Genomic DNA, 24,738 nt, shown 5'->3' on the forward strand with positions numbered 1-24,738 from the left:
GGCATGCCATGCCCTTACGAATGCGGGGTATTAACGATTACCCATTATTTCGATCATCCATTATCCCTGTATTACACCACGGTCGAATTCCGGATAAAAAATCCGCTGGATACCTACCGTTTTTCCGCTTGCCACGTCCATTGAGAGCAGTACTCCTGAAAAATGGACATCATCTTCTGCGCACTCATATTTGTGGGGTGTCTGGTAGAGCATCCGGTCTGTTGCGGACTTGATCTGCATACCGATGACGGAGTTATGCGGCCCGGTCATGCCTGCGTCGGTGCAGTAACCTGTCCCTTTTGGCAGAATGCGTTCATCTGCCGTTGGCACATGAGTGTGAGTACCGATCACAGCCGACACCTTTCCGTCAAGATACCAGCCAAGCGCTATCTTTTCAGCGGTAGCCTCTGCGTGAATATCAACAAAAATATGACGCACCTTATCCTTGCCCTGCTCCTTGATCTGCTTGATCGCCCAGTCTGCTGTTCTGAAGGGGCAGTCAATGGAGTACATGAAGGTCCTGCCCTGAAGGTTGACCACAGCAATATCTCCCAGCCCGTTTGGCAGCTTGTAGATGGCGTAACCCTTGCCATAGGTGCCTTTGGGATAGTTCAGCGGACGCAACACCTGCGGATGCGTTTTCAGGGTATCAAAAAAGTTGAAATTGCTCCAGGTATGGTTGCCTCCGGTCACCACATTGACGCCAGCCTCAAGAAGCTGGTTGAGCGCTTCGAGGCTCATCCCCTTGCCATGATGGGCGTTTTCACCATTACAGACAACAAAATCAACATGATACTTGCTGATAAAACTCTTCAGCATCCGGCCTACCATCTGGAGACCCGGAGTGCCAACAACATCACCGATGAACATGACGTTCAGGGTTTTCTGTGCCATACCTCTTTCTTAACCTGTTCTATTTCTTAAAAACGACTGTGCGGGGAAGTTACACAAAACAACAATCACTCCACCATGGCTTTCAGCAAGAGAGAATTTATGCCCCTACTCGCCCGCTCTTTTCCGATAAAGTATCGTTTTCAAATAATCCTCTGTAGCCTCAAATACCGGTTCTGCCTGATTGAACGTACGCATCAGGGGAATAACCTTGGTGCGCACTCCCATACCTCTTGCATCAACATACCCATAGTCACGCAGAATTTCCATGATCAGGGTATTGCGTGGAGAGCGTTGTCCGGCAACCATTTTGCTGACCGTCATTGAATTCTGGAGTTTCCCCGGGCTGATAACCTCCAGTCGATCAGAGTAGTTTGTCACCTCAATATCGACCGACCTTGTCCAGTCACGGTGAGCCAGAGCATTGACGACTGTTTCTCGAATGGCTTCCCATGGATAAAACCAGCTCTTTTCCCGCCGCATATTCTTATCAATCCCCGATGCCTCCTGAGTGATAAAAGGTTCTATAAGAGAAGAAAATTTTTCAATCAGACCTTCATCAATCAACTCTTTTTGCCCCGATGCAGAGCGTTGCCATCGCCCGACCAACGGTGCATCAAGCACAACATCGAGCAATGCCTGGTACTCTTTATCATTCCCCCGAAAAGCCATCATTCGCAATCCTGCCTGTCGAAGAAAACGGCGGGGCTTTATGCCAAAGCAGATCAATCCTGCTATCGAACATACGCTGTTTCCCATGCCATCATCGGCCATCAATCCCAGACCGATAAGGCGTTCAACCCACTCACTATCGGTTTGTGGAATCTCAGGGTCCTTGATTATGTCTTGCAGATAATAGGTAAGCCTGCTTTTATCAATAGTAGACAATGAGGTGCCCGCAACTGGCAAAACCTCAACATGAAGCAACCCGCAACTTTCAAACAGGCGAAGTTGCTGTTCACGTGAAGCAAGTTCAGATCGGTCGCCCATGCGGATATAGACCTCTTCGCGGTTGTTGTGGCGCACCACGTAGGGTTTTGATATTCCGGCAGCAATCGTTATCACCCCGATTCGTAAACCCTTTTCCAGCTCAATCTCTTCATAGTAAGGAATGATTTGCGGGTGTACCTTGTCCCTGAATGCATTCAAAATCCACTCCTGGGCATGAGCACGCTGGAGGCCGGTAAACTCTCCATTATCCTCAACGCCAAGGAAAATCCGGCCACCCTGAACATTTGCAAAGGCAACAATCTCTTTTGCCAACTGCTCAGGCCGGATATCATCACGTTTAAATTCAACACCTGAATTCTCACCATTGGCAACCATTTCGAATAATTCAGCTTTCAGCATAAGTCACCTTACCATCCATACTTTGTTTTTCGTTGATTCAATACAGTTGTGCTGCTTTTTTCACTTGCTCCGTTGGTGCGTACCCATTCATCAATCTCATCCTTTTTGAACTTCCATAAACGCCCTCCCCAAGAACGTATTATCTGTTTAAACGGGTATTAAACTGAATTTTTCTGTCGTCTCAACCTGTTCTTATCCGGTTTTATCCGACTAAAACGGGATAAAACTACACTATAAAAAGCGGAATGTCAAAGGCAGATGCAGCAAGAGTTGCAGCAAGGGAATTGAAAAGTAGTATTTTCGGTATAGACGCAAGACACATCGCAGAGAACATACAAAAACGGATAAAAGATGAGCGCTCAACAAAAAAAAGCCTTTTATGGCGCTCTGGTGGCGCTCCTGCTTTTCGTTCTTGGTGGAACTGTATTGCTTTACCTCCCGGAAAAAGTATCTCCACAGGCTTACCGGGCGGCGATTGCGGCTCTCGAAACCTATCGAGCAGCTCATCCGGAAATGGGAATCCGATACCTTGCGGTGGTGGATTATTCGAAGCCCTCCTACATAAAGCGCATGGCGGTGATTGATCTTGTGAGTGGTGAGGAGTGGTTTTACCGGGTAGCGCATGGAAAAAATTCCGGCGACCTGTATGCAACCCGCTTTTCCAATACCCTTGATTCGGGTATGAGCAGTACCGGACTTTATAATGTGCTTGATGCGTACACGGGAGACCACGGAATGGCCGTGCGCCTTGAAGGGCTTGAACCAGCAAGAAACGGCAATGCATTCAGCCGCGATATTGTGCTGCATTCGGCTGATTATGTCTCACTGGGCTATATCATACTGAACCTCGTCACCTTGAACGGCCCGAGAATCGGCAGAAGCAATGGCTGCTTTGTGGTATCGCCCGGCGATATTGATGATGTGGCACAAAAACTCAGCCACAAGGGACTTCTTTATGCCTGGAGTAGCTCCTGGTAACTCACTCCCCATACACATCCCTGTTATCCCCGCACTTCTTTCCATCCCTTTCCAGTATATACGGCGCATATATTGCTCCTATACAAAACAAATGCATCATATAGTGCGCAGTTGATGTTTTTTCCATCTGAATACTTGGTACGAAATATATTTTTATATACATTCTCTATATATAAAGACACTACTCGCATATAATATATATGCGCCAGACACTACAACCCTATTGCCATTTAAACTTAAAAATCCCGAAAAAATGAAAACGATTCTTTATGCGATTATCGCAGTTGCAATCATGACAATGAGCGGGATGGCTCATGCAACAGAGGTGATTAATCTTCACATAGGCGGATCCTACTCAAACATTAAATCTATCGTGAAGGGTGTCCATAAATCAGAGGGGGGAGGTTCTATTGACCCATCTTATCTTAACGAAAGAGCGCTCAAATATCTCTACTGTGTTGATCTTTTTACTCCTGTCAATGTAAATGATAATTATCCTTATACCACCGTAAATAACTCAGCTATAATCCATGGCAATCCTGTAAAAAATGCAGGCAAGGTCGCTTATCTGTTAGGAAATTATGGCATTGGTGGACAGGGAGAGCAGGCAATAGCTCTTCAGGCCGCTATTTGGCATGTAGTTAATGAAACAGGAGTGTATGATCTGGATATTGAGTCATACGGATCCACCTCCAACATAGCAACTCTGTACAATAAATACATCAATGAAGCGACTACTAATTCCAGCGACGTGTCGAAATTCCTCTGGATCAATCCCGGAAAAGATGTAAAACATACAAACTACCAGGGTCTGGTTTCCAACAGCCCGAATCCCGAGCCAAGTACATATGTTCTTCTGTGTCTCGGCGGTTTGTTTGTAGCATTCCGCCTCAGGAAATCTTCAGGAACGTCAGCAGTTACCGTTTGAACTCTTAAAAAAAAGATGATTGCTGAATACCGAGAAAAAAGAAACAACAGAAAAGCCCTGAATAAACCGGGCTTTTCTGTTGTTTCAATGCTTTTGTAATCAGATAATCAGAGGACGTCAATAATAGCGTTAAAGGTGGCGCTGGGACGCATGGACTGTGTCGTCAGGGCTTCATCCGGGTTGTAATAGCCACCCATATCGACTGGTTTTCCCTGTGCGCCAATCAGCTCTTCGTTGATTTTTGCTTCATTGTCGCCAAGTTGCTGTGCAACAGCGGCAAAACGGCTCTGCAGTTCCTGATCTTCCTGCTGTGCGGCAAGCGCCTCTGCCCAGTAGAGTGCAAGGTAGAAGTGGCTTCCCCTGTTATCGATCTGGCCAACTTTACGGGCTGGTGACTTGTCGTTGTCGAGGAACTTGCCAATGGCCTGATCGAGAGTCTCGGCCAGAATCCTTGCCTTGTCGTTGCTGAACGATTGGGCCACATGCTCAAGCGATGCGGCAATTGCTGAAAATTCTCCGAGGGAGTCCCAGCGCAGATAGCCCTCTTTCTGGAACTGCTGCACATGTTTTGGAGCGGATCCGCCTGCACCGGTCTCAAACAGACCGCCACCGTTCATGAGAGGTACAACCGAAAGCATCTTGGCACTGGTGCCAAGCTCGATGATCGGGAAGAGATCGGTAAGATAATCGCGAAGCACGTTACCGGTGACCGAGATGGTATCCTTGCCTGCCCTGATTCTTTCAAGAGAGAAACGCATGGCCTCAACCGGAGTCAGGATACGGATATCGAGACCGGTGGTGTCGTGCTCCTTGAGATATTCTGTCACTTTATTGATGATCTCTGCATCATGAGCCCTCTTGCTGTCGAGCCAGAAAATTGCAGGCACTCCGGTTATTCTTGCCCTCTTGACGGCAAGTTTTACCCAATCCTTGACCGGAGCATCCTTTGCCTGGCACATCCTGAAAATGTCACCCACTTCAACAGCCTGTGCGAGCACGGTCTGGCCAGCAGCATCAACAACATTAATTGTCCCGTTTGCGGGCGCTACAAAGGTCTTGTTGTGTGAACCGTACTCTTCTGCCTGCTGAGCCATAAGCCCAACGTTTGGCACACTGCCGATGGTTGCCGGATTAAAGGCGCCATGTTGTTTACAATCCTCAATGATGGCCTGATACATGGTTGCATAGCAGCGGTCGGGAATCATGGCTTTCGTATCGTGAAGCTTGCCGTCAGGGCCCCACATCTTGCCGGAATCACGAACAACCACGGGCATGGATGCATCAACAATGATATCATTCGGAACATGAAGATTGGTGATACCCTTGTCGGAATCAACCATGGCAAGTGCCGGACGGTTGGCATAAACGGCATTGATATCAGCTTCAATTTCAGCTTTTTGTGCCTCAGGAAGTTTCTGGATTTTGGCATAGAGGTCACCAAGACCATTGTTCACATTCACGCCAAGCTCTTTGATAAGTGCGGCATGTTTTTCAAACACATCCTTATAAAAAACGGTAACGGCATGACCGAACATGATGGGATCAGAGACCTTCATCATGGTGGCTTTCAGATGCAGCGAAAGCAGCACACCGGTAGCTTTTGCATCGGCAATCTGCGCTTCAAAAAAGTTGCGGAGTGAGCGAACATTCATAACGGATGTATCAATAATCTCACCGGCAAGTAACGGAGTATTCTCTTTCAGAACGGTTGACTGACCTGCATTGTCGACAAACTCTATGGTAACTGCGGTTGCTTCGCCCACCGTAACAGACTTTTCACTGCCATAGAAATCACCGGCACTCATTGAGGCGACATGTGATTTGGAGTCGCTGCTCCATGCGCCCATCTTGTGCGGATTTTTCTGTGCAAAGGCTTTTACCGAAAGCGGCGCCCGACGATCGGAATTTCCCTCACGCAAAACCGGGTTTACAGCGCTGCCAAGAACCTTGGCAAACCTTGTCTGAAGCTCTTTTTCTGCTTCATTTGCAGGCGCTTCAGGATAATCAGGGATGTTGTAACCATGCTCCTGAAGCTCTTTGATAGCGGCTCTCAACTGGGGAATTGAGGCACTGATATTCGGCAGCTTGATGATATTTGCTTCGGGAGTCAGTGCAAGAGCACCCAGTTCAGCAAGGTAATCGGGTATTCTCTGGCTTTCAGTCAGATTTTCAGGAAAGTTTGCAATAATTCTTCCTGCAAGTGAGATATCCCTGGGCTCAAAATCAACGCCAGTACCCCTCGCAAATGCATTGAGAATGGGAAGGAGAGAGTAGGTCGCCAAAGCAGGAGCCTCATCGATCTTGGTATAGATAATTTTTGCTGTTTTTGCCATCTGTAATAGTGTCGTTTTAAGTATTTTTGGAAATTATTCGAAAAAGATACTCAGGAAAAAGAATCTCATGAAATCGCACAGAAGCGAGCGCCGCTCCAACTGAAACGAAAACGAAATATAACTGCTGTGAAAGCCTCCGACAAACATCTACACCGACCATACAAAAACGGACGCTGATAATCAATGCGCCCGAAGCGGGATGGTGAAAAGAGCCGTCAGGCGATAAAATACGTAATAGTACTGACCGTATTTTTCTGTGCATCACTCAGAATGCACAGAAAAACAGAGCGGCCATATCATCTTTAGAGGGAACCCGGACACTTGTCTGTCAAACAAACGAAAACAACGCTACGGCCTCATCCTCCTGCATACAGAAGGAAGGAGGAGGTCACTCATCGAGACCCACCCGTAATGCAAGCTCCTTGTCATTGAGCACCTCATGAGCAAGCTTGATCATGGGAATGGTCGCTCCCATCGAACTGTAACCGCCATCGTGGAACAGGTTCTGCATGGTGACCTTGCGGGAAAGATCACTGAGAATAGTCATGCAATATTCAGCACACTCTTCGGCAGAAGCATTTCCAAGAGGCGACATGAGGTCACTATACTCGTACATTTTTTCAAATCCAGGAATACCGCTTCCTGCCTTGGTATAGGTTGGACTCTGCGATATGGTGTTAATACGGATCGCCTGCCTTGCAAGCCTTGGTCCATAACTGCGGACAATGGATTCAAGCAGCGATTTGGCATCACCCATATCAGAGTAGGTCCAATAATTTCTCTGTGACGCGATATAGGAAAGAGAGAGAATACTGCCGCCCTTATTGATTGCCTCATTCTTCAAAGCATAAGAGACGAGCCGATGCAACGACAAAGCAGAAACATCAAGGGTTTTGATAAACCACTCATAGTTCAGATCTTCATAGGGCAACTGCTTGCGAATATTCTGTGACATCCCGATTGAATGGACAATAAAATCGACCGAACCCATTTTTTCCTTAAGTTCCTTGAAGCATGCATCGACGTCCTCATTTTTCGACGCATCACAAACAAACATCGGAGCATTACCGCATAGGGTCGAGAGTTCTTCAATATTGCCGAAACGCAACGCGGCCGCAACATTCGAGATGGCGATCTCTGCGCCCTCCCTGTAGGCATGAAGCGCAATCTGCCAGCCGATACTGCTTTCATCAAGCGGGCCGAATACGATTCCCTTCTTCCCTTTCAACAAACCATAGTGCGCTTTCTCGGGCATGATATAAGCTGATTCTTTAACAAAAATTGGGGTAAATTGCCGTTAATTCAATGTTTTAAACATTGAAGATACAAGATTCCCGTGAAAACTTAAACTCTTTCCCCTGAATTTTTCTTCCTGCGGCTGTTCCCCACTTTTACTACAGCTTCATTCGCCTCATTGAACGCAGTTTATCAAGCACATTTTTATTCACGCTCAACTCCTGCTCCTCTTTTTCAACAGGAATATCTCTGAATACCACGCGAAGAAGATTATCCTCCCGGATATACTCTTCCATTTCAAGACTGTAGAGCGCCCTTGGAAGAGTTATGATTCTTTGTGCCCTGTCTACAGTGACAACGATGTCCGTACCCATGCGGGTGACAAGCACCTCTTCGGCATCCTTGAGAAAGGGTACCTTGATACAAAGAACTTCGCGATGATCTTCCGTTGCTGCATTTTTTTTGCTCTCAATCCAGAAGTTCTTTCCGGAATAAAAAATCTTGTCAGGAAGCTGTTCGCCAAAAACCAGTTTGCTGATATCATGCAACGCATCCGGCCCGATCGGTTCTGTTCTCTGCAAATGACAGCGGAAGACCGGAGTAGGGTAAAAGGAGCTGTCGATCTCCATCAGATATTTACTGTGCAGATCGGCCCAGAACTCAAAATACTCGCCGACCGTTTTTGAGGTAGGCAAAATTTTGTTGATCACAATACCGTCAACATTGATACCGTAAAGATGCACGAAAGTATAGGCGCGCTTTGTTTCAAGAATGGAGAGCTTCTCAGGGTTCAGCACCAGTCGGAAAGTAACCTCGGGACTGAGAATAAACTTGTTGATATCCTCCATCTGCTTGAGAAGCACATTGACCTCATTAAAAAAGTCATCATCCGGGATGGATTTTCCGCTCAACGGACGAGCCAGTGACGACATACTTTTATAGAGCTTGAAAAACTGCTTGCCCATATTTCCGCCAATAATGATTTCAGGGTAGGCGAGCAGGCGAAGCGTATTCCCTGTAGGAGAGGTGTCGAGCACCACAGCATCCCACTTCCCTGATTGCGCCTCATCCAGCAGACGACTCAAGGCAAAAATTTCATCAAGACCTGGCTGGGTGGTCAGCTCGGTAGCCATACCGCTGTCAATACCCTTGTTTTTGTAAGAGGTAGAGACGAATTTCTGAAAACCGGACATGTTCTTTTTAAGCTCGTACACCGTATCAACTTCAAGACCGTAAAGATTTTCTTCGATCTTCTGGGGATCATTGCGACTGATACGAACATTAAAAACATCCGAAAGCGAATGAGCAGGATCGGATGACATGATCAGAACCTTTTTGTTCTGCCTTGCCAGTGCGACCGCTGTTGATGATGAAATGGTAGTTTTTCCGGTTCCCCCTTTTCCTGAATAAATGATAACTCTTGTCTGCGATTGATTTTCCGTTAAGTCCCTCGACAACATAAAAACTCCCCGGTTAAAGGTCAATAATCCAAAAAGGTCTCCCCTCTTCGGGAAGGTAAAACTATCGTTGCACAAAGTACGATTTTTCGCCTGCTTAGAGAAAAACAATCTTTTTTTGCAATGCATGAGCGAGTTGCCGCATATACTCCTCATGTTCAATCTCAACAGCGCCCAGCCTCTGGAGATGGGGGTTCATGATCTGGGCATCAAGCAACAGGTACCCTTTTTCTCTCAAATGGAAGACCAGATGGTCAAATGCAATTCGTGATGCATAAGAGCGGCGGGAAAACATCGACTCCCCAAAAAAAGCGCCACCAAGGGCAATACCATACAAACCTCCAACAAGCTCACCCTGATACCAGCTTTCAAAACTATGGGCAATACCGAGGCTGTGAAGCTTGGTATAAGCCTCAATAATCTCATCAGAAATCCAGGTCTCATGATCATTTTTTCGTGGCGCAGCACACCCTTTGATCACACCCGCAAACTCTTTGTCAAGAGTCACAGTGAACTCTTTTTTTCTGGTCAGGCGAAGAACATCACGCGAAGGGCGATAGGAGTCGAGACAAAAAACAGCCCTTTTGTACGGTTGACACCAGTACACTTTTTCATCCTCAGGGTCTGACATCGGGAAATAACCGCGCCGATACGCTCTGAGAAGTTCGTCAATACGGATCATAAGCCGTAAAATAACACCATAGGGGGTTAAAGAAAGTTCAGGAGAACATCATCAACCACTCTTTTTGGAACATGATGAAGAGCGTTCGCATCCCTGTAATAGCGAACCGAATCATCATCGCCCATCTGGTCAATAACAACCGTTTCGATGGGTTTTCCCAGAGCAATAACCATGAGAAGAGCAAACCTTTCCGGGATTTTCAGCAACTCTCTGATTTTTTGGCGATTGAGAGAGCCAAGAATGCATCCTCCCAAACCCGAAGCTGTTGCGCCAAGAAGGATGGTTTGGGCTGCGATGCCACTGTCGCAGGCAAAGTCACTGCTTATTGAGAGATCACCAAGCATGACAATATAGGCCTGGGGACGCTCACCCTCAGGCGGGCCTGACCAGTCAGCAAGGTAACCTGCCCAGGAAAGAGAGGGGTAGAGGGCCGTGGCGAGAGAAGGCTCACAAACAGCAATAAATTTCAGGGGCTGAAGATTTTTCGACGAAGGAACATAACAGGCCAGCTCCACAAGATCCCGCACAACATCTTCGGCAACCGGTGTTGCCCCGTCAAATCTCCGGTAACTCCGGCATTTTGTTACAAGCTCCCTGAAATGCATGATGATGCTTGTCAAGACTGATCCGCCCAGGCGGCATCAGTATATTTCGAAAGCTGATCCCACTGGCCACTGCCTATCCATTCAGCAATATAGTCGACCGTTCTGGCGTAGAGCAATGGCTCACGGCAGGGTTTCTGCAGCCACTCTGCAAGAAGAGCGCCATCAAGCGTATCCATCGCCATACCATACCCAAGTTCTACCAGACCAAGTGCATTGGATTGCTGTTCAATCTGACCATCGAGAGGCCTGAGCAACAGCTTTTTTCCAAGATGAAGCGCTTCACCAGGAAGCTCAAATCCGGCATTGCAGACAACGCCATTGCAATCCATAAGATCGGCGAGAAAACCTGCGCGGGAATACCCCCTGAAATGCAAATGGCCCTCATCACGATCCTCATGCACCTTCCCGTAGATATAAAACTCATACGCGCCAAATGGAGCCAGAAAGAGCTGAATGTCTTCAACCTCTTCAAAAGGAAGATAGACAAGAATTTTTTTCCCGATTACCGTCACACTCCGATGTGCATAGAGCGTAGCGGGAATAACCGGCGGGAAAATTGGCTGGTCAAAATGGCTCCAATGGAGACCTGCATTGTAGCGGGCAGGAGCAAAATTCAGGAGGATCTGTTTTTCAAAAAAAGTTCCCCGGCCCATTGGAATATCATATTTGAAAGCATATTGATGACCGAAACCTACAGAGGGAATATTTCTTGTTCTGGCCACCATTGAGGTAATCGGATCGAAATCAGTAATAATCAGCTCTGTCCCTTTGGTATCAAGCGTCACAATATCCGCCATCAGACGAACGAGGTCAAGCTGAAGCATCGTTTCGAAATAGTCCATCTTTCCCTTGTAGGTGACCAGTGTCATCCCCTTCATCACCCGGTATGGCTCAAATACCTCTACCTCTTTCAACTCCTCCTCTTTTCTGCCGCTGATAATCACCTCAACATCGTGACCATCCTCCTTGAGCTTTCGAACAAGCTCCCGGCTGCGACTGATATGACCATTTCCCGTACCCTGAACACCGAAAAGAATCTTCATACTGCGGAACATTTAGATGTGAAGTACAGGAACTCCGACACGGGTTACTGCTGAATCCTGAGATTGGCATACTGAACCATCAGCGTCTTCTCCCCTGCATTGCGAAACGTTATCCGGACTTTCTGCTTTGCGCCGCTACCCTGCACATCAAGCACAACTCCTGGACCAAAAACAGCATGATGCACCATCGTTCCCTCACGAAAAGCGGGCTGTGAAGACTTTGGCAATACCCCCGCAACAGCAGAGGAGGAGGTTGCCGTTTTTGACTGATACCCTCTTGAAGGAGATGAAAAACCGGAAGCCACTTTTTCCTTTGCCTGACGATCAGAAAGAAAATTACCACTCTCTGTCTGCACAATCGAGGCATCGATCTCACCAATAAACATCGATCTGAGGCAATGGTGCTGCTGCCCGTACTGATAACGGCTCTGCGCCCAGGAGAGAAATATCTTCTCCTGCGCCCTCGTCATTGCAACATAAAAAAGCCTTCGCTCCTCTTCAAGCTCTTCAGGCTCATAGCAGTGCAGGGGAAAAAGCCTCTCCTCAAGACCTGTAATAAAGACAACAGGAAACTCCAGGCCTTTGGCGGCATGTACCGTCATCAAAGAGACGTAATTATCCGATTCCTGTGTTTCATCATAATCAGAAGCAAGCGAGATATTCTCCAGAAAATCACCAAGAGAGCCTGTATCCGGATTGTGATCAGAAAAATCCCTTGCCATGGAGAGCAGCTCCTGAAGGTTTTCATAACGCACCAGCGATTCAGGAGTATTTTCTGTCTGCAAAAGAAGAGGAATGGAGGTCAGCGTAAAGAGTTCTGTCAAAACTTCGTACACCGTGCCATCTACCGCCACTTTTCTGAGCGTTTCAATAACAGCGCTGAATGAGCTGAGAGCATTGACAAGTCGCGGCTGAAAACCACCCTCACCTGAGTGCAGAATAGCTTCATAGAGGCTTATTTGACGATCTTCGGCAAATTCCCTGAGTTTGGCGATACTGACATCACCGATTTTTCGGGGCGGGAAATTGATAATCCTTAACAGCGATTCGCCATCACGGTCATTAAGAATAAAACGCAGGTAGGCGACCGCATCCTTGATCTCTTTGCGTTTGTAAAAGGAGACGCTGCCGAAAATCTTGTAAGGAATCTTGTGCTGACGCATGACATCTTCAAGCACCCTCGACTGGGCATTGGTACGGTAAAAAACCGCAAAGCTCCGAAATTCGAAGCCTTGCTTCAGACGCAGATTGCGAATCTGCTCCCCCACCCTTTCAGCCTCATTCCGCTCATTATAGGCCTCAATAAGCGTCAGGGGTTCACCCTCATTACGGTGTGAAATCAGCTCTTTTTTGATCTGCCGCAGGTTACAACTGATCACGTTGTTTGCTGCCTTGAGGATATTTCCCGTACTGCGATAATTCTCAACGAGCTTGAAGGTCAACGCATCATGGTAATCGTCCTGAAAGTTCAGGATATTGGAAATATCTGCGCCCCGCCAGGAATAGATCGATTGTGCATCATCACCAACTACAAAGATGTTGCGATGTTTTGCCCCAAGCATTTTTGCGACAAGATATTGTGCCCGATTGGTATCCTGATACTCGTCAATCATGATATAGCGGAAAGTCTCCTGCAACTCCTGGAGCACCTCGGGGTGCGCATTGAAGAGCTCAAGCGGCTTGATAAGCAGGTCATCAAAATCGAGGGCATTGTTCTCCTTCAGCTTTCTGGCATACAATTCATAGATCTGCGACGCCTTTTGCTGATTGTAGTCGCTGGCATTGCGATGAAACTCTGAAGGAAGAATAAAACTGTTTTTTGCCCGGCTGATAAGTCCCTGAACCGTATTGACGGGGACCGACTCAACAGAAATATTGAGTTCAGCCATCGACTGCCTGATCAGGCTTTTGCTGTCCTCACTGTCGAAAATTGAAAAGTTTTTGTCATAACCAATCAAATCAATGGAGTTGCGGAGAATACGCGCAAAAATAGAGTGGAAGGTACCAATCCACAGGCCACGGGAACTGCCTTGATGCAACAAGGTGTCAACACGGTGACGCATCTCACCTGCAGCCTTGTTGGTAAAGGTGAGTGCAAGTATATTTTGGGGAGAGACTCCCTCGTTTCTGATAAGATATGCAATACGGTAGGTAATCACCCTTGTCTTGCCGGAACCAGCTCCCGCCAGTACCATTACTGGCCCGGTCGTAGCGATTACGGCATTGCGCTGCACTTCATTGAGATCGTTTAAAAAATCCGTCAATACTTCTCGATACCTGTTAACAGTTAGAGCGCTCTATCCACCCTCGTCCATTCGGAGAACGCCAAAATCTCCAGTTGAATTTCGTACATCTTTGCCCCTTTTACAAATCAGAGCAAAACAAATCCTTTTGCCTCTTTTTTAATGAGTAGCCCACTCACTTTTGGCTTTCAGAGTTACTATATTTGAGCGCGATGTTATTGCCACCTAAACGATCAAAACTCAATGTTTCCTCTTGTTTACGAAATCAATACAAGAATCTGGCTACAAAAACTGAGCAGAGAGCATAACCGGCCTGTAACGCTTGGGAATATACCGGACTCAGCATTCAACTTCTTTACAAGCTGCAATTTTGACATGGTATGGCTGATGGGTGTATGGAAGCCAAGTCAGTACAGCAAGGCAATTGCAACAGCACACCCCGGTCTTCGAAGCTCGTTCCTTGAGCACATTGCTCTCATTGAGCCTGGCGATATTGCATCATCACCCTATTCCATTCCTTCATACACCGTCAATGACGCTCTGGGAGGAGAAGAGGAGCTGATTGTATTCCGCGAAAAACTTCGTGATTACGGCATCAAGCTTATGCTTGATTATGTGCCAAACCACCTTGCACTCGACAATGAATGGCTCCCGGAACACCCGGAATACTTTATTCCTGTATCCAAAGCTGAACAGAGCCAGGATCCCCGATCCGGTTTTGAATATATATGCGGAACATATCTGGCTTACGGCAAAGACCCTTATTACGACCCTTGGACAGACACACTTCAGCTCAACTATGCAAGAAAAGAGACCCGGGAAATGATGACGGAAAATCTTTTCAAAATCAGCACACTCTGTGATGCCGTCAGATGCGATATGGCCATGCTGATTCTGAAAAGTGTTTTTAATACCACCTGGAGCAACCTCGGTGGCGCCATGAAGGAGGAGTTCTGGTACAACGCAATCACTGCGGTCAAGCGCCGTCATCCCGACTTTATATTTCTTGCCGAATCTTACTGGAACAAGGAGTGGGAACTGCAGCAGCAAGGTTTTGACTTCACCTACGACAAACCCTTTTATGACTATATCAGCAGCTCCCCCGTCAATGTTGAAAAGCTTGATGGACACATGCAGGCACATTGGGAGTACCAGCGCCATCTCTGCCGCTTCCTTGAAAACCATGACGAACCAAGAGCTGCCGATAAAATCGGTCTCAACAACAAAGCTGCCGCTCTGGTGCTGCTGACTGCTCCGGGAATGCATCTTGTCCACCAGGATCAGATGGATGGCTTCCGGCAGAAAATTCCGGTTCAACTTATCCGGCAGGCTCCCGAACCTGATAACATCGACCTCTCTGTGCTCTATCAAAAGCTTTTTACGCTTCAGAAAAAAAAGGTATTTCAGGAAGGAGAAGTTGAGCAGCTTGAAATGCACAGTGCCAACAAATCAAACTGTCTGGGATTTCACCGTTTTACCGCCAATGAACACGCCTTTGTTCTGGCCAATTTCAGTGCAACCGGAATTGCCATAGAGTTCGAACATCCCTCGATTGATCATATCGCCATTGAAAGGCTGACCCTCCAAAGCACACTTGCTGACAAAAAAATCAGCGATATTCATTGTGCAGAGAACGTTACACGGGTCAATCTCTCTCCTCACGAAGGAATTGTCATCACCTGCTGAAAGCAAAACCAACGAGTAATAAAATCCCGTTCTGTCGGGAGAAAGATGTTTGAACGCAATTATTGACCTTTTACAGCAATGCGCATCATTACGCACACGATCAGGATACAAACCACAAAGCCCGTTGAAATCATCGACATAACCCCGGAAGTAACAACAGCTCTTGTATCATCAGGGCTGCAGCAGGGGCAGGTAACCATCATTAGCCAGCATACCACGGCCTTTATCAATATCAACGAAAAAGAGGAGCGACTCCTTGAAGATATGGAGACCTGGCTCAAGCGTCTGGTACCGAAAGATGGAAACTATCTCCACAATCTCAACCCGATTGATGGCCGCCACAATGCGCACTCCCACCTTCTCGGCCTCTTTATGAACAGCTCTGAAACCATTCCCTTCTCGGATGGAAAGTTGCTCCTCGGAGAGTGGCAGTCACTCTTCTTCGTTGAGCTTGACGGAGCACGCAAAGAGAGAAAGGTGCTCGTTCAGATATCAGGCATATAAAGGCCGTTAATGGCTCATTGCCCGGCATGGAACCGGGAAGCCTCAAGCATGGTTATCGTTAGCAAAAGTACAATGAACCCGAAGCCCGAAAACACCATGCCAGATTCCCTCCCGGTCACCATTTCCCAGCAGATGACTCTTCTTTCTGCAATCCGTTCGACTGACGATCTTAAAAAGTTAACCATCGCTGAGCTCCAGACGCTGGCAGATGAGTGCCGTAAAGAGGTCATCAAAATTGTCTCCCTCAATGGCGGCCATTTTGCATCAAGCCTTGGCGTTGTTGAGCTGACCGTGGCGCTGCATCATGTCTACAGCACTCCGCACGATAAAATCATCTGGGATGTCGGACACCAGGCTTACGTGCATAAAATCCTGACAGAAAGAAGAGAGCGGATGCAGACCAACCGGCAATTCGGAGGGTTGGCAGGTTTTCCAAAAAGATCGGAAAGTGCTCACGATGCCTTCGGAGTCGGTCACGCCTCAACCTCGATTTCCGCTGCCGCAGGAATCGCTGTGGCGAGTGATCTCGCGGGCGGCGATGAAAAGGTTATCGCGGTCATAGGAGACGGCAGCATGACCGGCGGCATGGCCTTCGAAGCGATGAACCATCTCGGAGACCTGAAAAGTGATGTGCTTGTCATTCTCAACGACAATCAGATGGCCATTTCCTCCAATACCGGTGCATTAAGGCACCATCTTGTCAACATAAGCCTGAACAAAACCTACAACAGAGCTCGAAAATTGGTCTGGAAATCACTTTCGCTCCTCAACAACGGACTGGGAGACAAGGCAAAAAAGGCCGTTCGTAAAATTGAGGACGGAGTCAAGGCTGCATTGACGCCCGGTGCATTTTTTGAGGCCCTTGGATTGAGATATTTTGGCCCGATTGATGGCCACAACATGGAACAACTCGTCAAGGCGCTCAAAGAGATGCAGACGCTTCCCAACCCCAAGCTGCTGCATGTGATCACGACAAAAGGTAAAGGGTTCAAGCCGGCAGAGGAAAACCAGAGCAAGTGGCACGCACACAATGGCGGGTTCGATACGACAACCGGCAAATTGCTCAAAACCGCTGATACTTCGCTTCCCCCGAAATATCAGGAGGTATTTGGCGAGGCACTGGTTGAGCTGGCCCTGAAAGACTCCACAATAACTGCTATTACTGCCGCCATGCCAAGCGGAACATCGCTCGACCTCTTCCAGAACGCCATCCCGAATCGTTTTTATGATGTCGGCATCGCCGAAGCACACGCGGTCACCTTTGCTGCGGGACTTGCCACACAAGGGTTCAAACCCGTCTTTGCCGTTTACTCAACCTTTCTGCAGCGTGCCTATGACCAGTTGATTCATGATGTGGCGCTTCAGAACCTGCACGTCGTTTTTGCCATTGACCGTGCAGGACTTGTCGGCGAAGATGGCCCGACCCATCACGGGGCATTCGATCTCTCCTGGCTTCATGCCGTACCGGGTCTTGTCATTATGGCTCCTGCGGATGAGCAAGAGCTGCGCGACATGCTCTATACCGCCCTCTATGAGGTGAAAGGCCCGGTTGCCATCCGTTATCCGAGAGGCAATGGAACGGGCATAACCCTCCACAAAAAATTCACCTCTTTGCCCATCGGCAAGGCCGTTATGGCGAGGGAGGGAAGCGGACTTGCACTGCTCTGCATGGGAACCATGACGGGAAAAGCCCTTGAAGTGGCCACCATACTGGAAAAAGAGGAGATCAATGCCACCGTCGTCAACATGCGCTTCCTCAAACCGCTCGACACCGAAGTGATCGAGGAACTGGCCTCCCGATCAACCCATTTTGTTGTTCTCGAGGAAAACAGCGCTATCGGTGGACTCGGCAGCGCCGTTATCGACCACATCAATAGCAAAGGGCTCAACCGCCCGGTACTGAAAATCGCCCTTCCCGATGCATTCGTAACGCATGGCAACATGAACGCCCTCTACAAGGAGATCGGCTTCGACACCCCAACCATGACGGAAAAAATCAGGCAGTTTTATAAAGAGGGCCAGAAATGAAAAAGAGAGAGAAGCAAAAGCAGAGCCCGTACGGAAAGATTGGCAAATAAACCGGCAAGCAGATCATCGAGCATGATCCCCCACCCACCCGGCAAGCGCTGGAGAGCGTCGACTGGCCCCGGTTTAGCGATATCAAAAAGACGGAAGAACGCCAGCGAGAGCAGAAGGGGCAGCGCCCCTTCCGGCAGGGCAACAAGCGCCAGCCACTGACCGGCAAGCTCGTCAATCGTAACAATTGATGGATCGTTTCCATACTGCTCCTCCATCACTCCGCCAGCCCATATGCCAACGCCACTGCAGAGCAGAACAAGGGAGAACAAGAGCAACGGATTGTGCAGTGCCGGAAGAAAATAATAGCAGAAAACGGCCACAACACTCGTAAAAGTCCCAGGCGCTACCGGAAAAAAGCCAATTCCGAAACAGGTCGAGAGAATTTTGGCAGTGAGGAGCTTCATCTTGTCATCACTCCTGGAGTGGCTTCTGAAAATATATTTTCCAGTTACTCACCAGATAGGATATGCCTGTATAAACAGTAAAAACGGTTACAGCAAGCATGACGAAATCAAGATAGCCGGAACCAAGAAAACCATTAATCATCACAGCAACACTCTTGCCGGAAAAAGCGGACTCTTTCATCAACATCAGCACCATGATCGCATAGACAAAAACATTCTGTACCACCGTTTTGTACTTTGCCTCCACGCTCGTCACAACAGGTTTGTTTTTATATTCAGCATAAATTCTCAACGCTGTGATGACAACATCACGAACTACAACCAGAACGACCATCCAGAGAACAAGATAACCCATCCAGACATAGAGAAGAAAAGCTGCAGTGATCAGCAATTTATCGGCAAGAGGATCAAGAAAAGCGCCGAGACGGGTTTCAACACCGTATTTCCTTGCATGATAACCATCATAGATATCAGTCAGGGAGGCTACGGCAAAAACAAGCACACCGAACAGTTTGAACCAGGGATCAACCTGCAGCAGCAGCACCACAAAAACCGGAACCAGCAAAATTCTCAAGGCAGTCAACTGGTTGGGTACAGTGAAATATGTTTGGTACTCTTCTTTCAACTCCTGCAGGATTATAGTGCGTTATCGGTTAAAAACCGGAAAATGATGTGAGCTGCGTTGCAACCCCTGTTGGGCACAAGATACGGTATTGAACGCTGTTTTTCAATGCATCTGCCCCGATCGGAAAGAAAATGGTTCTTACTCCAGCTCCACCACCGTCACTCCAGCCCCTCCTTCGCCCCACTCACCAAGACGAAAACTCTTGACCGCGCTGTGCTGCTGCAGGAACTCCGCCGTCCTCTGCCGGAGTGATCCGGTTCCCTTGCCATGAAGGATCATCGCTGAATGAATACGGTTAAGGCGCATCGTATCAATAAACCGGTCAATTTTCATGATCGCCTCATCACCACTGAGCCCCCGCAAATCAAGCTTTGTTGATTCAACACCTGAAGTCGTAGCCGACCAGGAGACCTTTTGCTGCCGGGGCAAAGGCTCCTTGTGAATTTTTTTAGCCTGAGTTTTTGATGTTTTCTCAAGATTTTTGAGCGATGTGGTCAACCTGAAATTACCGCACAGCACCACCACACTCTCCTGATTAACACTCTCAACCTCACCGGAGGTACTCGTATCAAGAATCCTGACCAGGTCACCCTCACGGATAGTCCGATCAAGAGGCACTGCCATTTCGGCTTCAGCCCGAAGAGAAAGCTCACTCTTTTCAGCCTCCTGCTTTTTCAATCCAAGTTTTTTTCTGGCCTCCTGCACGGCTTTTGCGTCAGTTGGTGTGCTCTTGACCTCCTGAACAATCTCTTTGATCTCTTTTCTGGCAGATTCCACCTCTTTCTGGAGTTCCCTTGAGGCGCCAAGTTTCAGATCCCTGCGCTTCCGCTCCATTCGAGCCTCCTCAGTGCGCAGGGAGAGTTCGCGTGCCGCAAGATCCGCCCGCTCTGCCTCAAGCTGCTGCTTCAGCAGGCGATTCTCCTCAAAGAGGCGGCTCAGGTCATCAAGCATCCGATCAAGCCCGATACGCTCATCCTGCATAAATCCCGATGCCCGCTCAACCATGGTTTCAGGAAACCCCATCCGCTTCATCATTGCAAAGGCAAAGCTGTTGCCCGGCAACCCCTTGACAAAACGGAAGGTAGGCACCAGCCCTGCCCGGTTGAACTCCATCGCGCCGTTGACCACTCCCTCGCGCTCATGGGCATAGGCCTTCAAATCGCCGAGATGGGTGGTCACAATGGTTTTGGTGCCTCGATTGAGCAGCTCCTCCATCACCGCACGGGCAATGGCTCCACCCTCCTCCACATCAGTTCCGGCGCAGAGCTCATCAATCAGCACCAGATCACTGCTCCCGGCAACATCAAGAATGGTTTTGATGGCGCCAAGATGGGAACTGAAGGTGGAAAGGTCATTCTCAATCGACTGATCGTCGCCAATCTCAATAAAAATATCGCCAAAAAGAGGAAAAACCGAGCTCTCGCTGCAGGGCAGCAGATAGCCGTGCACCAGCATACAACAGAGCAGACCGGCCGTCTTCATCGCCACCGATTTTCCACCCGCATTGGGGCCTGAAATCACAAGCACCCGGTCATCCTCATCCAGATCAAGATCGAGCGGCAAAACCTCTTTTTGATGATGCGAAATCAGGAGCCAGGGATGAAACCCCTTCACAATGCGCAGCGAATGCCCTTTGGCAATACCGGGAAGCACCGAGTTCGTTTCAACGGCAAAGCGTGCCCGTGCATACAAGGCATCAAACTCACCGAGGATAGTTTCATTATACCTTAGGTTTTCAATCTCGGGCCGCAGCTCTTCAGTCATCTCCTTCAGAATGCGCTCAATCTCCCTCCGCTCACTGATCTCCAGATCCTGAATGCGGTTACTGATCTCAAGCGTTTCGGCAGGCTCAATAAAAACCGTCTGCCCGCTCCCCGAATAATCCTGGATGTAGCCCGCTATCTTGTACTTGTACTCCACCCTGAGGCCAAGCGTCAGCCGCCCGTTCTTGATGGCTATCGTATCCTCCATCAGCCAGCCACTCTCCTGGCAACGCCTGAGCAGCCGCTCCATCTTCCGACGGATCAGCTCACGGCTGCCACTCAGCTCACGGCGGATCATCAGAAGCGCCTCGCTGGCCGTATCACGCACCCTCGACTGCTCATCAATAATCCGTCGGATAGAGGCCTGCAAACTCTTCTCAAGCCAGAGCCTGATGGTGAACTCATTCAGCAGCGGATAAACCTCACGGTTGAGGAACATGAACTTGCGCAACTGCACCGATGAAAAGAGCAGATGATGAATATCCTGCAACTCCTCCGGCTCAAGATAACTCTCAAGAATTTCCAGTTTTTTCAGGAGCGGGCGCGTATCCGGCAACCAGGAAAAAGGGAGCGCACTCCCCTCCTGCAGCAGATTGCGTAACTCAAGCACCCGTTCAAGCTCCGCTACCAGCGCTTCACGACCAACCTGCGGCACAGCCTCAAGAAGCCGGTCGCGCCCCATCGCGGAGAGGCAGAACTGCGTTGCGTAGTTGGCAACTTTATCAAATTCGAGTTTTTTCAGGCTAACGGCATTCATTGATACAATCTAATTCTATAATCCTTTACGGCAATTGCGCCACAACTCATCGACACACAAAAAAGAGAGAGCTGTTCATAAGCATCACGTTCAAAGCCAACATAATAAAATTATATAAAGTTGAACGGGTTCAGGGAATAAAAAAGCCGGGGAATGTTCCGGCTTTTCCCGTTGCGGTAACTCGTCCAATAATATTGTGTTGAGAGGTTGTCATATCCGGGAAATGAGAAGTCGTCAGGCAAACTGCCACAAAAAGCACTATTAAAACATTTTTTGTTCCAATAGAAACTACTCTTTATATTGGTTTCGTAGAGTTCAAAACAAAGGAGGGAAACAATGAACACGGTACTTGAGCGCCAGATCATCACGTCGAAAGATCGTGGAGCATTAGCCAAAATGGTGATGACGCTTTTCGACCACTGGAAGCTGACAACGGAAGATCAGGCCCTGCTTTTAGGGCTTGCGCCAGCCAACAGAGCCGCCTTGACTCGCTATCGCAAAGGCGAAGCAATCGGAACCAGTCGTGATCAGTATGAACGGGTCGGTCATTTGCTGGCCATCCACAAGAATCTGCGTATGCTTTTTCCGAAAAACCGCGATCTTGCCTATCGCTGGATCTCCACACGGAACAAAGCATTCGATAACCTCACCCCGGTAGAGGTCATCAAAGAGTGGGGTTTTGCCGGTCTTTTGATGGTGCGATTCTATCTTGACCGCGCCACAAGCGAAATGTAATCGGCTACATACCATGGATCACCTATTCACCCGTCTCGCGGTAGCCGATATTCATCACGACTTGCTGCGCAATATTGTATCCCTGAATGAATCAGAGAATCCTTTCGACGACCTGAGCAGCAACACGGAGGAGTGGGTTCTGGCTCGTCAGGTAGAATCCGACACCAGACCGCTGCCTTATCATTCGCACACTCCTGAGATCCATCGCCCCTTTGAAGAGGCCCTGTGGCTCAATGCTATACACTGGCAATTTAAATACCGGCAGACAAGCCGATTCTCTGATGGATCATTCGGAGTCTGGTATGGCAGCGATACGCTCCAGACATCAGTCCATGAATCGGCTTACCACTGGTTTCGGGGCTTACTCTGCGATGCCGGCTTTGAGCATGAAGAGGTTACCATTGAGCGCACACTCTACGCTGTGGCGTGCGATGCGATACTGCTTGATTTTCGCTCTGCCGCTGACAACTATCCAAATCTCCTTCATAAAACTGATTACACCTTCACCCAAGCTATCGGAACGAGAATTCACCGGGAAGGCCATCCCGGCCTGCTCACCTTCTCCGCTCGACACCAGGGAGGAATAAATTATGGCGTTCTGAACCCCAATGTTCTCTCCAATCCACGGCAGCAGAGCCAACTGAGCTATCGCCTTCATGGGCAAAGCATCACGGTAGAGGAAAAATCTGGAGTTCCCTGCATGGAAATCACGATTGATGCTTTCTGAAAAGCATAATATTGCCTATCATACAAATATCAAGTATCAAAAGACACTATTATGGCTTCAGATATAAACTCCTTTTCATCAGATGAATGGGAACTTCTCGTCGGAGATCAGTTCCGGGCCCTGCGTATCCGGGCTGATCTGGAACAGACCGAACTTGCTACCCTCGCATCCATCAGTGTTGGTGCGCTGAAAAATCTTGAAGGGGGCAAAGGTTCATCACTCAAAACAATCATCAAGGTTTCGAGAGTTCTTGGTCGAACTGACTGGCTGAACGCTTTGGCGCCAACGGTTTCAGTAAGCCCTATGCAACTCTTGAAAGGGCAACGCAAGGATAGGGTACGAAAAAAGGTTTCCCGCTCCCGCAAACCGAAAACGGAGTAAGAGCATGTACCACCCCGTCAAGCTCATCGAAGTCCGTGCCTGGGAGAAAACTGTTGGCGCCATTTCGCTTGATTCCGGAACCGGTTACTACGTTTTTGAATACGCACCCTCATGGCAGGTCGGAGGCATTGAGCTGGCACCGATGACCATGCCGGTAAAAGAGAGCATTCACATATTCCCGCTCCTTCCTGAAGCAACATTCCGGCGACTTCCAGCCATGCTGGCCGACGCCATTCCGGACGATTTCGGTAATGCCCTGATTGATGCTTATTTGGCAAAAGCCGGTATGCAAAAAGAGGCCATTACCCCCCTCGACCGTCTGGCATACATGGGCAAACGCGGCATGGGCGCACTCGAATTCAGGCCGGTTCGGGGCCCGCGCCATACCAAAGCCACCGCCGTTGAAATCTCAAAACTGGTTATCAGCTCCAGAGAGGCGCTTTCGGGCACCATTGATGGCGACAGGGATACGCAAGCGGCCATCATGAACCTCATTCAGGTCGGAACATCCGCAGGCGGAGCACGTGCCAAGGCGGTCATTGCCTGGAATCCCGAAACCAAAGAGATTCGCTCAGGGCAACTGCCTGCAGATCCCGGTTTTGAACAGTGGCTGCTCAAGCTTGACGGTGTTGGGGAAGGGGAGGATCTCAGCACAGGAAAAGGGTACGGGCGCATTGAATACGCATACTACCTGATGGCCCGTGCTGCCGGAATAACCATATCAGAATCCCGATTACTCGAAGAGAATGGCCGTGCCCACTTCATGACACGCCGTTTTGACCGTTCAAACGGCACAAAGCTGCATCTCCAGACACTCTGCGCCATGCAGCACCTCGACTACCGGCAGCGGGCCACCCACGATTACAGCCAATATTTTCAGACCATCAAAGCACTCAATCTGCCCTTGCACGAATTGGCCGAGGCATATCGCCGCATGATCTTTAACGTCCTTGCCGCAAATTGCGATGACCATACAAAAAACCACTCCTTCCTCATGGAGAAAACCGGAGAGTGGCATCTCGCACCAGCGTACGACCTGACCCACTCCTTCAACCCCAACGGAGAGTGGACATATCAGCACCTGATGTCGGTCAACGGCAAATTCCGCAACATGAACCGCAGCGATTTCCATGCCGTCGGCGACCGCTTTCTGGTACCCGATTACAAAGGAATAATCAGTAGTGTGAGTGCCGCCATAAAACGCTGGCCCGAATTTGCTGAAGCAGCAGGGTTGCCGATGAGAGAGGCTGAGCGGATTCAGAACGACTTTATTCCATCGGCTGAGCGGGGGTGATAGCATCAAACCCCGTTTCGAACAGAACTCCCTCTTT

General features: G+C 48.7%; 21 protein-coding genes. 9 read left to right on the forward strand and 12 right to left on the reverse strand.

What is annotated here, in order from left to right:
• Positions 1-60: 60 nt before the first annotated feature.
• Both AC56AD_RS11130 and AC56AD_RS11135 read right to left on the reverse strand, forming a co-directional pair.
• Positions 61-894: a TIGR00282 family metallophosphoesterase gene (locus AC56AD_RS11130; protein WP_012508882.1), complete on the reverse strand. Its 834-nt coding sequence runs from the start codon at positions 892-894 to the stop codon at positions 61-63.
• A gap of 105 nt (positions 895-999) precedes the next feature.
• Entirely contained in the window at positions 1,000-2,241 is a 1,242-nt protein-coding gene (locus tag AC56AD_RS11135; protein WP_012508883.1) for an RNA/DNA-binding domain-containing protein, read from the reverse strand.
• Positions 2,242-2,592: 351 nt separating this feature from the next.
• Here AC56AD_RS11135 and AC56AD_RS11140 point away from each other — a divergent pair, with 351 nt between their 5' ends.
• Both AC56AD_RS11140 and AC56AD_RS11145 read left to right on the forward strand, forming a co-directional pair.
• On the forward strand, positions 2,593-3,219 hold the full coding sequence (locus AC56AD_RS11140; protein ID WP_012508884.1) for a murein L,D-transpeptidase catalytic domain family protein: 627 nt from the start codon (positions 2,593-2,595) through the stop codon (positions 3,217-3,219).
• 253 nt (positions 3,220-3,472) lie between these two features.
• Positions 3,473-4,147 carry a PEP-CTERM sorting domain-containing protein gene (locus AC56AD_RS11145; protein ID WP_012508885.1) on the forward strand — a complete coding sequence of 225 codons (675 nt, stop codon included), beginning with the start codon at positions 3,473-3,475 and terminating at the stop codon, positions 4,145-4,147.
• A gap of 107 nt (positions 4,148-4,254) precedes the next feature.
• Here AC56AD_RS11145 and AC56AD_RS11150 read toward each other — a convergent pair whose 3' ends face one another.
• From AC56AD_RS11150 to AC56AD_RS11180, 7 genes are all read right to left on the reverse strand, one after another.
• A complete protein-coding gene (locus AC56AD_RS11150; RefSeq protein WP_012508886.1) occupies positions 4,255-6,480 on the reverse strand; it encodes an NADP-dependent isocitrate dehydrogenase in 2,226 nt (741 codons plus the stop codon).
• A gap of 388 nt (positions 6,481-6,868) precedes the next feature.
• Positions 6,869-7,735: an enoyl-ACP reductase gene (locus AC56AD_RS11155; protein WP_012508887.1), complete on the reverse strand. Its 867-nt coding sequence runs from the start codon at positions 7,733-7,735 to the stop codon at positions 6,869-6,871.
• A gap of 139 nt (positions 7,736-7,874) precedes the next feature.
• A complete protein-coding gene (locus AC56AD_RS11160) occupies positions 7,875-9,176 on the reverse strand; it encodes an ArsA family ATPase (RefSeq protein ID WP_012508888.1) in 1,302 nt (433 codons plus the stop codon).
• A gap of 94 nt (positions 9,177-9,270) precedes the next feature.
• Complete coding sequence (gene aat / locus AC56AD_RS11165; protein WP_012508889.1) at positions 9,271-9,855, reverse strand: leucyl/phenylalanyl-tRNA--protein transferase; 585 nt, start codon at positions 9,853-9,855, stop codon at positions 9,271-9,273.
• Positions 9,856-9,881: 26 nt separating this feature from the next.
• Positions 9,882-10,460, reverse strand: a complete 579-nt coding sequence (locus AC56AD_RS11170; protein ID WP_012508890.1) for a nitroreductase family protein — start codon at positions 10,458-10,460, stop codon at positions 9,882-9,884.
• A gap of 11 nt (positions 10,461-10,471) precedes the next feature.
• Positions 10,472-11,503 carry a glycosyltransferase family protein gene (locus tag AC56AD_RS11175; protein ID WP_041526856.1) on the reverse strand — a complete coding sequence of 344 codons (1,032 nt, stop codon included), beginning with the start codon at positions 11,501-11,503 and terminating at the stop codon, positions 10,472-10,474.
• 44 nt (positions 11,504-11,547) lie between these two features.
• The gene (locus tag AC56AD_RS11180; protein ID WP_012508892.1) at positions 11,548-13,767 is read right to left on the reverse strand and encodes an ATP-dependent helicase; all 2,220 of its coding nucleotides are present in this window, start codon (positions 13,765-13,767) and stop codon (positions 11,548-11,550) included.
• Positions 13,768-13,989: 222 nt separating this feature from the next.
• Here AC56AD_RS11180 and AC56AD_RS11185 point away from each other — a divergent pair, with 222 nt between their 5' ends.
• The 3 genes from AC56AD_RS11185 (at position 13,990) to dxs (ending at position 17,964) form a co-directional block, all read left to right on the forward strand.
• Complete coding sequence (locus AC56AD_RS11185) at positions 13,990-15,432, forward strand: alpha-amylase family glycosyl hydrolase (RefSeq protein ID WP_012508893.1); 1,443 nt, start codon at positions 13,990-13,992, stop codon at positions 15,430-15,432.
• A 78-nt stretch (positions 15,433-15,510) separates the two neighbouring features.
• Positions 15,511-15,936: a secondary thiamine-phosphate synthase enzyme YjbQ gene (locus AC56AD_RS11190; RefSeq protein ID WP_012508894.1), complete on the forward strand. Its 426-nt coding sequence runs from the start codon at positions 15,511-15,513 to the stop codon at positions 15,934-15,936.
• Positions 15,937-16,032: 96 nt separating this feature from the next.
• Positions 16,033-17,964 carry a 1-deoxy-D-xylulose-5-phosphate synthase gene (gene dxs / locus AC56AD_RS11195; RefSeq protein WP_041526857.1) on the forward strand — a complete coding sequence of 644 codons (1,932 nt, stop codon included), beginning with the start codon at positions 16,033-16,035 and terminating at the stop codon, positions 17,962-17,964.
• On the opposite strand, the gene AC56AD_RS11200 is transcribed toward dxs, so the two are convergent.
• The 3 genes from AC56AD_RS11200 to AC56AD_RS11210 all read right to left on the reverse strand — a co-directional run bounded on the left by AC56AD_RS11200 (position 17,943) and on the right by AC56AD_RS11210 (position 21,564).
• Positions 17,943-18,419 carry a phosphatidylglycerophosphatase A family protein gene (locus AC56AD_RS11200; protein ID WP_012508896.1) on the reverse strand — a complete coding sequence of 159 codons (477 nt, stop codon included), beginning with the start codon at positions 18,417-18,419 and terminating at the stop codon, positions 17,943-17,945. The genes dxs and AC56AD_RS11200 overlap by 22 nt on opposite strands.
• Before the next feature lie 7 nt (positions 18,420-18,426).
• Entirely contained in the window at positions 18,427-19,044 is a 618-nt protein-coding gene (gene pgsA / locus AC56AD_RS11205) for a CDP-diacylglycerol--glycerol-3-phosphate 3-phosphatidyltransferase (protein WP_012508897.1), read from the reverse strand.
• Positions 19,045-19,182: 138 nt separating this feature from the next.
• Entirely contained in the window at positions 19,183-21,564 is a 2,382-nt protein-coding gene (locus AC56AD_RS11210) for an endonuclease MutS2 (RefSeq protein ID WP_012508898.1), read from the reverse strand.
• Positions 21,565-21,900: 336 nt separating this feature from the next.
• On the opposite strand from AC56AD_RS11210, the gene AC56AD_RS11215 reads away from it, so the two are divergent.
• The 4 genes from AC56AD_RS11215 to AC56AD_RS11230 are packed head-to-tail and all read left to right on the forward strand — an operon-like array spanning position 21,901 to position 24,701.
• Entirely contained in the window at positions 21,901-22,299 is a 399-nt protein-coding gene (locus AC56AD_RS11215; protein ID WP_012508899.1) for an MbcA/ParS/Xre antitoxin family protein, read from the forward strand.
• A gap of 13 nt (positions 22,300-22,312) precedes the next feature.
• Entirely contained in the window at positions 22,313-23,026 is a 714-nt protein-coding gene (locus tag AC56AD_RS11220) for an RES family NAD+ phosphorylase (protein WP_012508900.1), read from the forward strand.
• A 51-nt stretch (positions 23,027-23,077) separates the two neighbouring features.
• Entirely contained in the window at positions 23,078-23,407 is a 330-nt protein-coding gene (locus tag AC56AD_RS11225) for a helix-turn-helix domain-containing protein (protein WP_012508901.1), read from the forward strand.
• A gap of 4 nt (positions 23,408-23,411) precedes the next feature.
• Positions 23,412-24,701, forward strand: coding sequence for a type II toxin-antitoxin system HipA family toxin (locus AC56AD_RS11230; protein WP_012508902.1), 1,290 nt, complete (start codon positions 23,412-23,414; stop codon positions 24,699-24,701).
• Positions 24,702-24,738: the final 37 nt, after the last annotated feature.

The sequence above is a fragment of the Pelodictyon clathratiforme genome (genome assembly GCF_982375515.1).

What these genes read in the sequence shown, in the direction of transcription:
- AC56AD_RS11130 (WP_012508882.1), bottom strand. Translation starts at nt 894, where the DNA reads ATGGCACAGAAAACCCTGAACGTCATGTTCATCGGTGATGTTGTTGGC.
- AC56AD_RS11135 (WP_012508883.1), bottom strand. Translation starts at nt 2,241, where the DNA reads ATGCTGAAAGCTGAATTATTCGAAATGGTTGCCAATGGTGAGAATTCA.
- AC56AD_RS11140 (WP_012508884.1), top strand. Translation starts at nt 2,593, where the DNA reads ATGAGCGCTCAACAAAAAAAAGCCTTTTATGGCGCTCTGGTGGCGCTC.
- AC56AD_RS11145 (WP_012508885.1), top strand. Translation starts at nt 3,473, where the DNA reads ATGAAAACGATTCTTTATGCGATTATCGCAGTTGCAATCATGACAATG.
- AC56AD_RS11150 (WP_012508886.1), bottom strand. Translation starts at nt 6,480, where the DNA reads ATGGCAAAAACAGCAAAAATTATCTATACCAAGATCGATGAGGCTCCT.
- AC56AD_RS11155 (WP_012508887.1), bottom strand. Translation starts at nt 7,735, where the DNA reads ATGCCCGAGAAAGCGCACTATGGTTTGTTGAAAGGGAAGAAGGGAATC.
- AC56AD_RS11160 (WP_012508888.1), bottom strand. Translation starts at nt 9,176, where the DNA reads ATGTTGTCGAGGGACTTAACGGAAAATCAATCGCAGACAAGAGTTATC.
- aat (WP_012508889.1), bottom strand. Translation starts at nt 9,855, where the DNA reads ATGATCCGTATTGACGAACTTCTCAGAGCGTATCGGCGCGGTTATTTC.
- AC56AD_RS11170 (WP_012508890.1), bottom strand. Translation starts at nt 10,460, where the DNA reads ATGCATTTCAGGGAGCTTGTAACAAAATGCCGGAGTTACCGGAGATTT.
- AC56AD_RS11175 (WP_041526856.1), bottom strand. Translation starts at nt 11,503, where the DNA reads ATGAAGATTCTTTTCGGTGTTCAGGGTACGGGAAATGGTCATATCAGT.
- AC56AD_RS11185 (WP_012508893.1), top strand. Translation starts at nt 13,990, where the DNA reads ATGTTTCCTCTTGTTTACGAAATCAATACAAGAATCTGGCTACAAAAA.
- AC56AD_RS11190 (WP_012508894.1), top strand. Translation starts at nt 15,511, where the DNA reads ATGCGCATCATTACGCACACGATCAGGATACAAACCACAAAGCCCGTT.
- dxs (WP_041526857.1), top strand. Translation starts at nt 16,033, where the DNA reads ATGCCAGATTCCCTCCCGGTCACCATTTCCCAGCAGATGACTCTTCTT.
- AC56AD_RS11200 (WP_012508896.1), bottom strand. Translation starts at nt 18,419, where the DNA reads ATGAAGCTCCTCACTGCCAAAATTCTCTCGACCTGTTTCGGAATTGGC.
- AC56AD_RS11210 (WP_012508898.1), bottom strand. Translation starts at nt 21,564, where the DNA reads ATGAATGCCGTTAGCCTGAAAAAACTCGAATTTGATAAAGTTGCCAAC.
- AC56AD_RS11215 (WP_012508899.1), top strand. Translation starts at nt 21,901, where the DNA reads ATGAACACGGTACTTGAGCGCCAGATCATCACGTCGAAAGATCGTGGA.
- AC56AD_RS11220 (WP_012508900.1), top strand. Translation starts at nt 22,313, where the DNA reads ATGGATCACCTATTCACCCGTCTCGCGGTAGCCGATATTCATCACGAC.
- AC56AD_RS11225 (WP_012508901.1), top strand. Translation starts at nt 23,078, where the DNA reads ATGGCTTCAGATATAAACTCCTTTTCATCAGATGAATGGGAACTTCTC.
- AC56AD_RS11230 (WP_012508902.1), top strand. Translation starts at nt 23,412, where the DNA reads ATGTACCACCCCGTCAAGCTCATCGAAGTCCGTGCCTGGGAGAAAACT.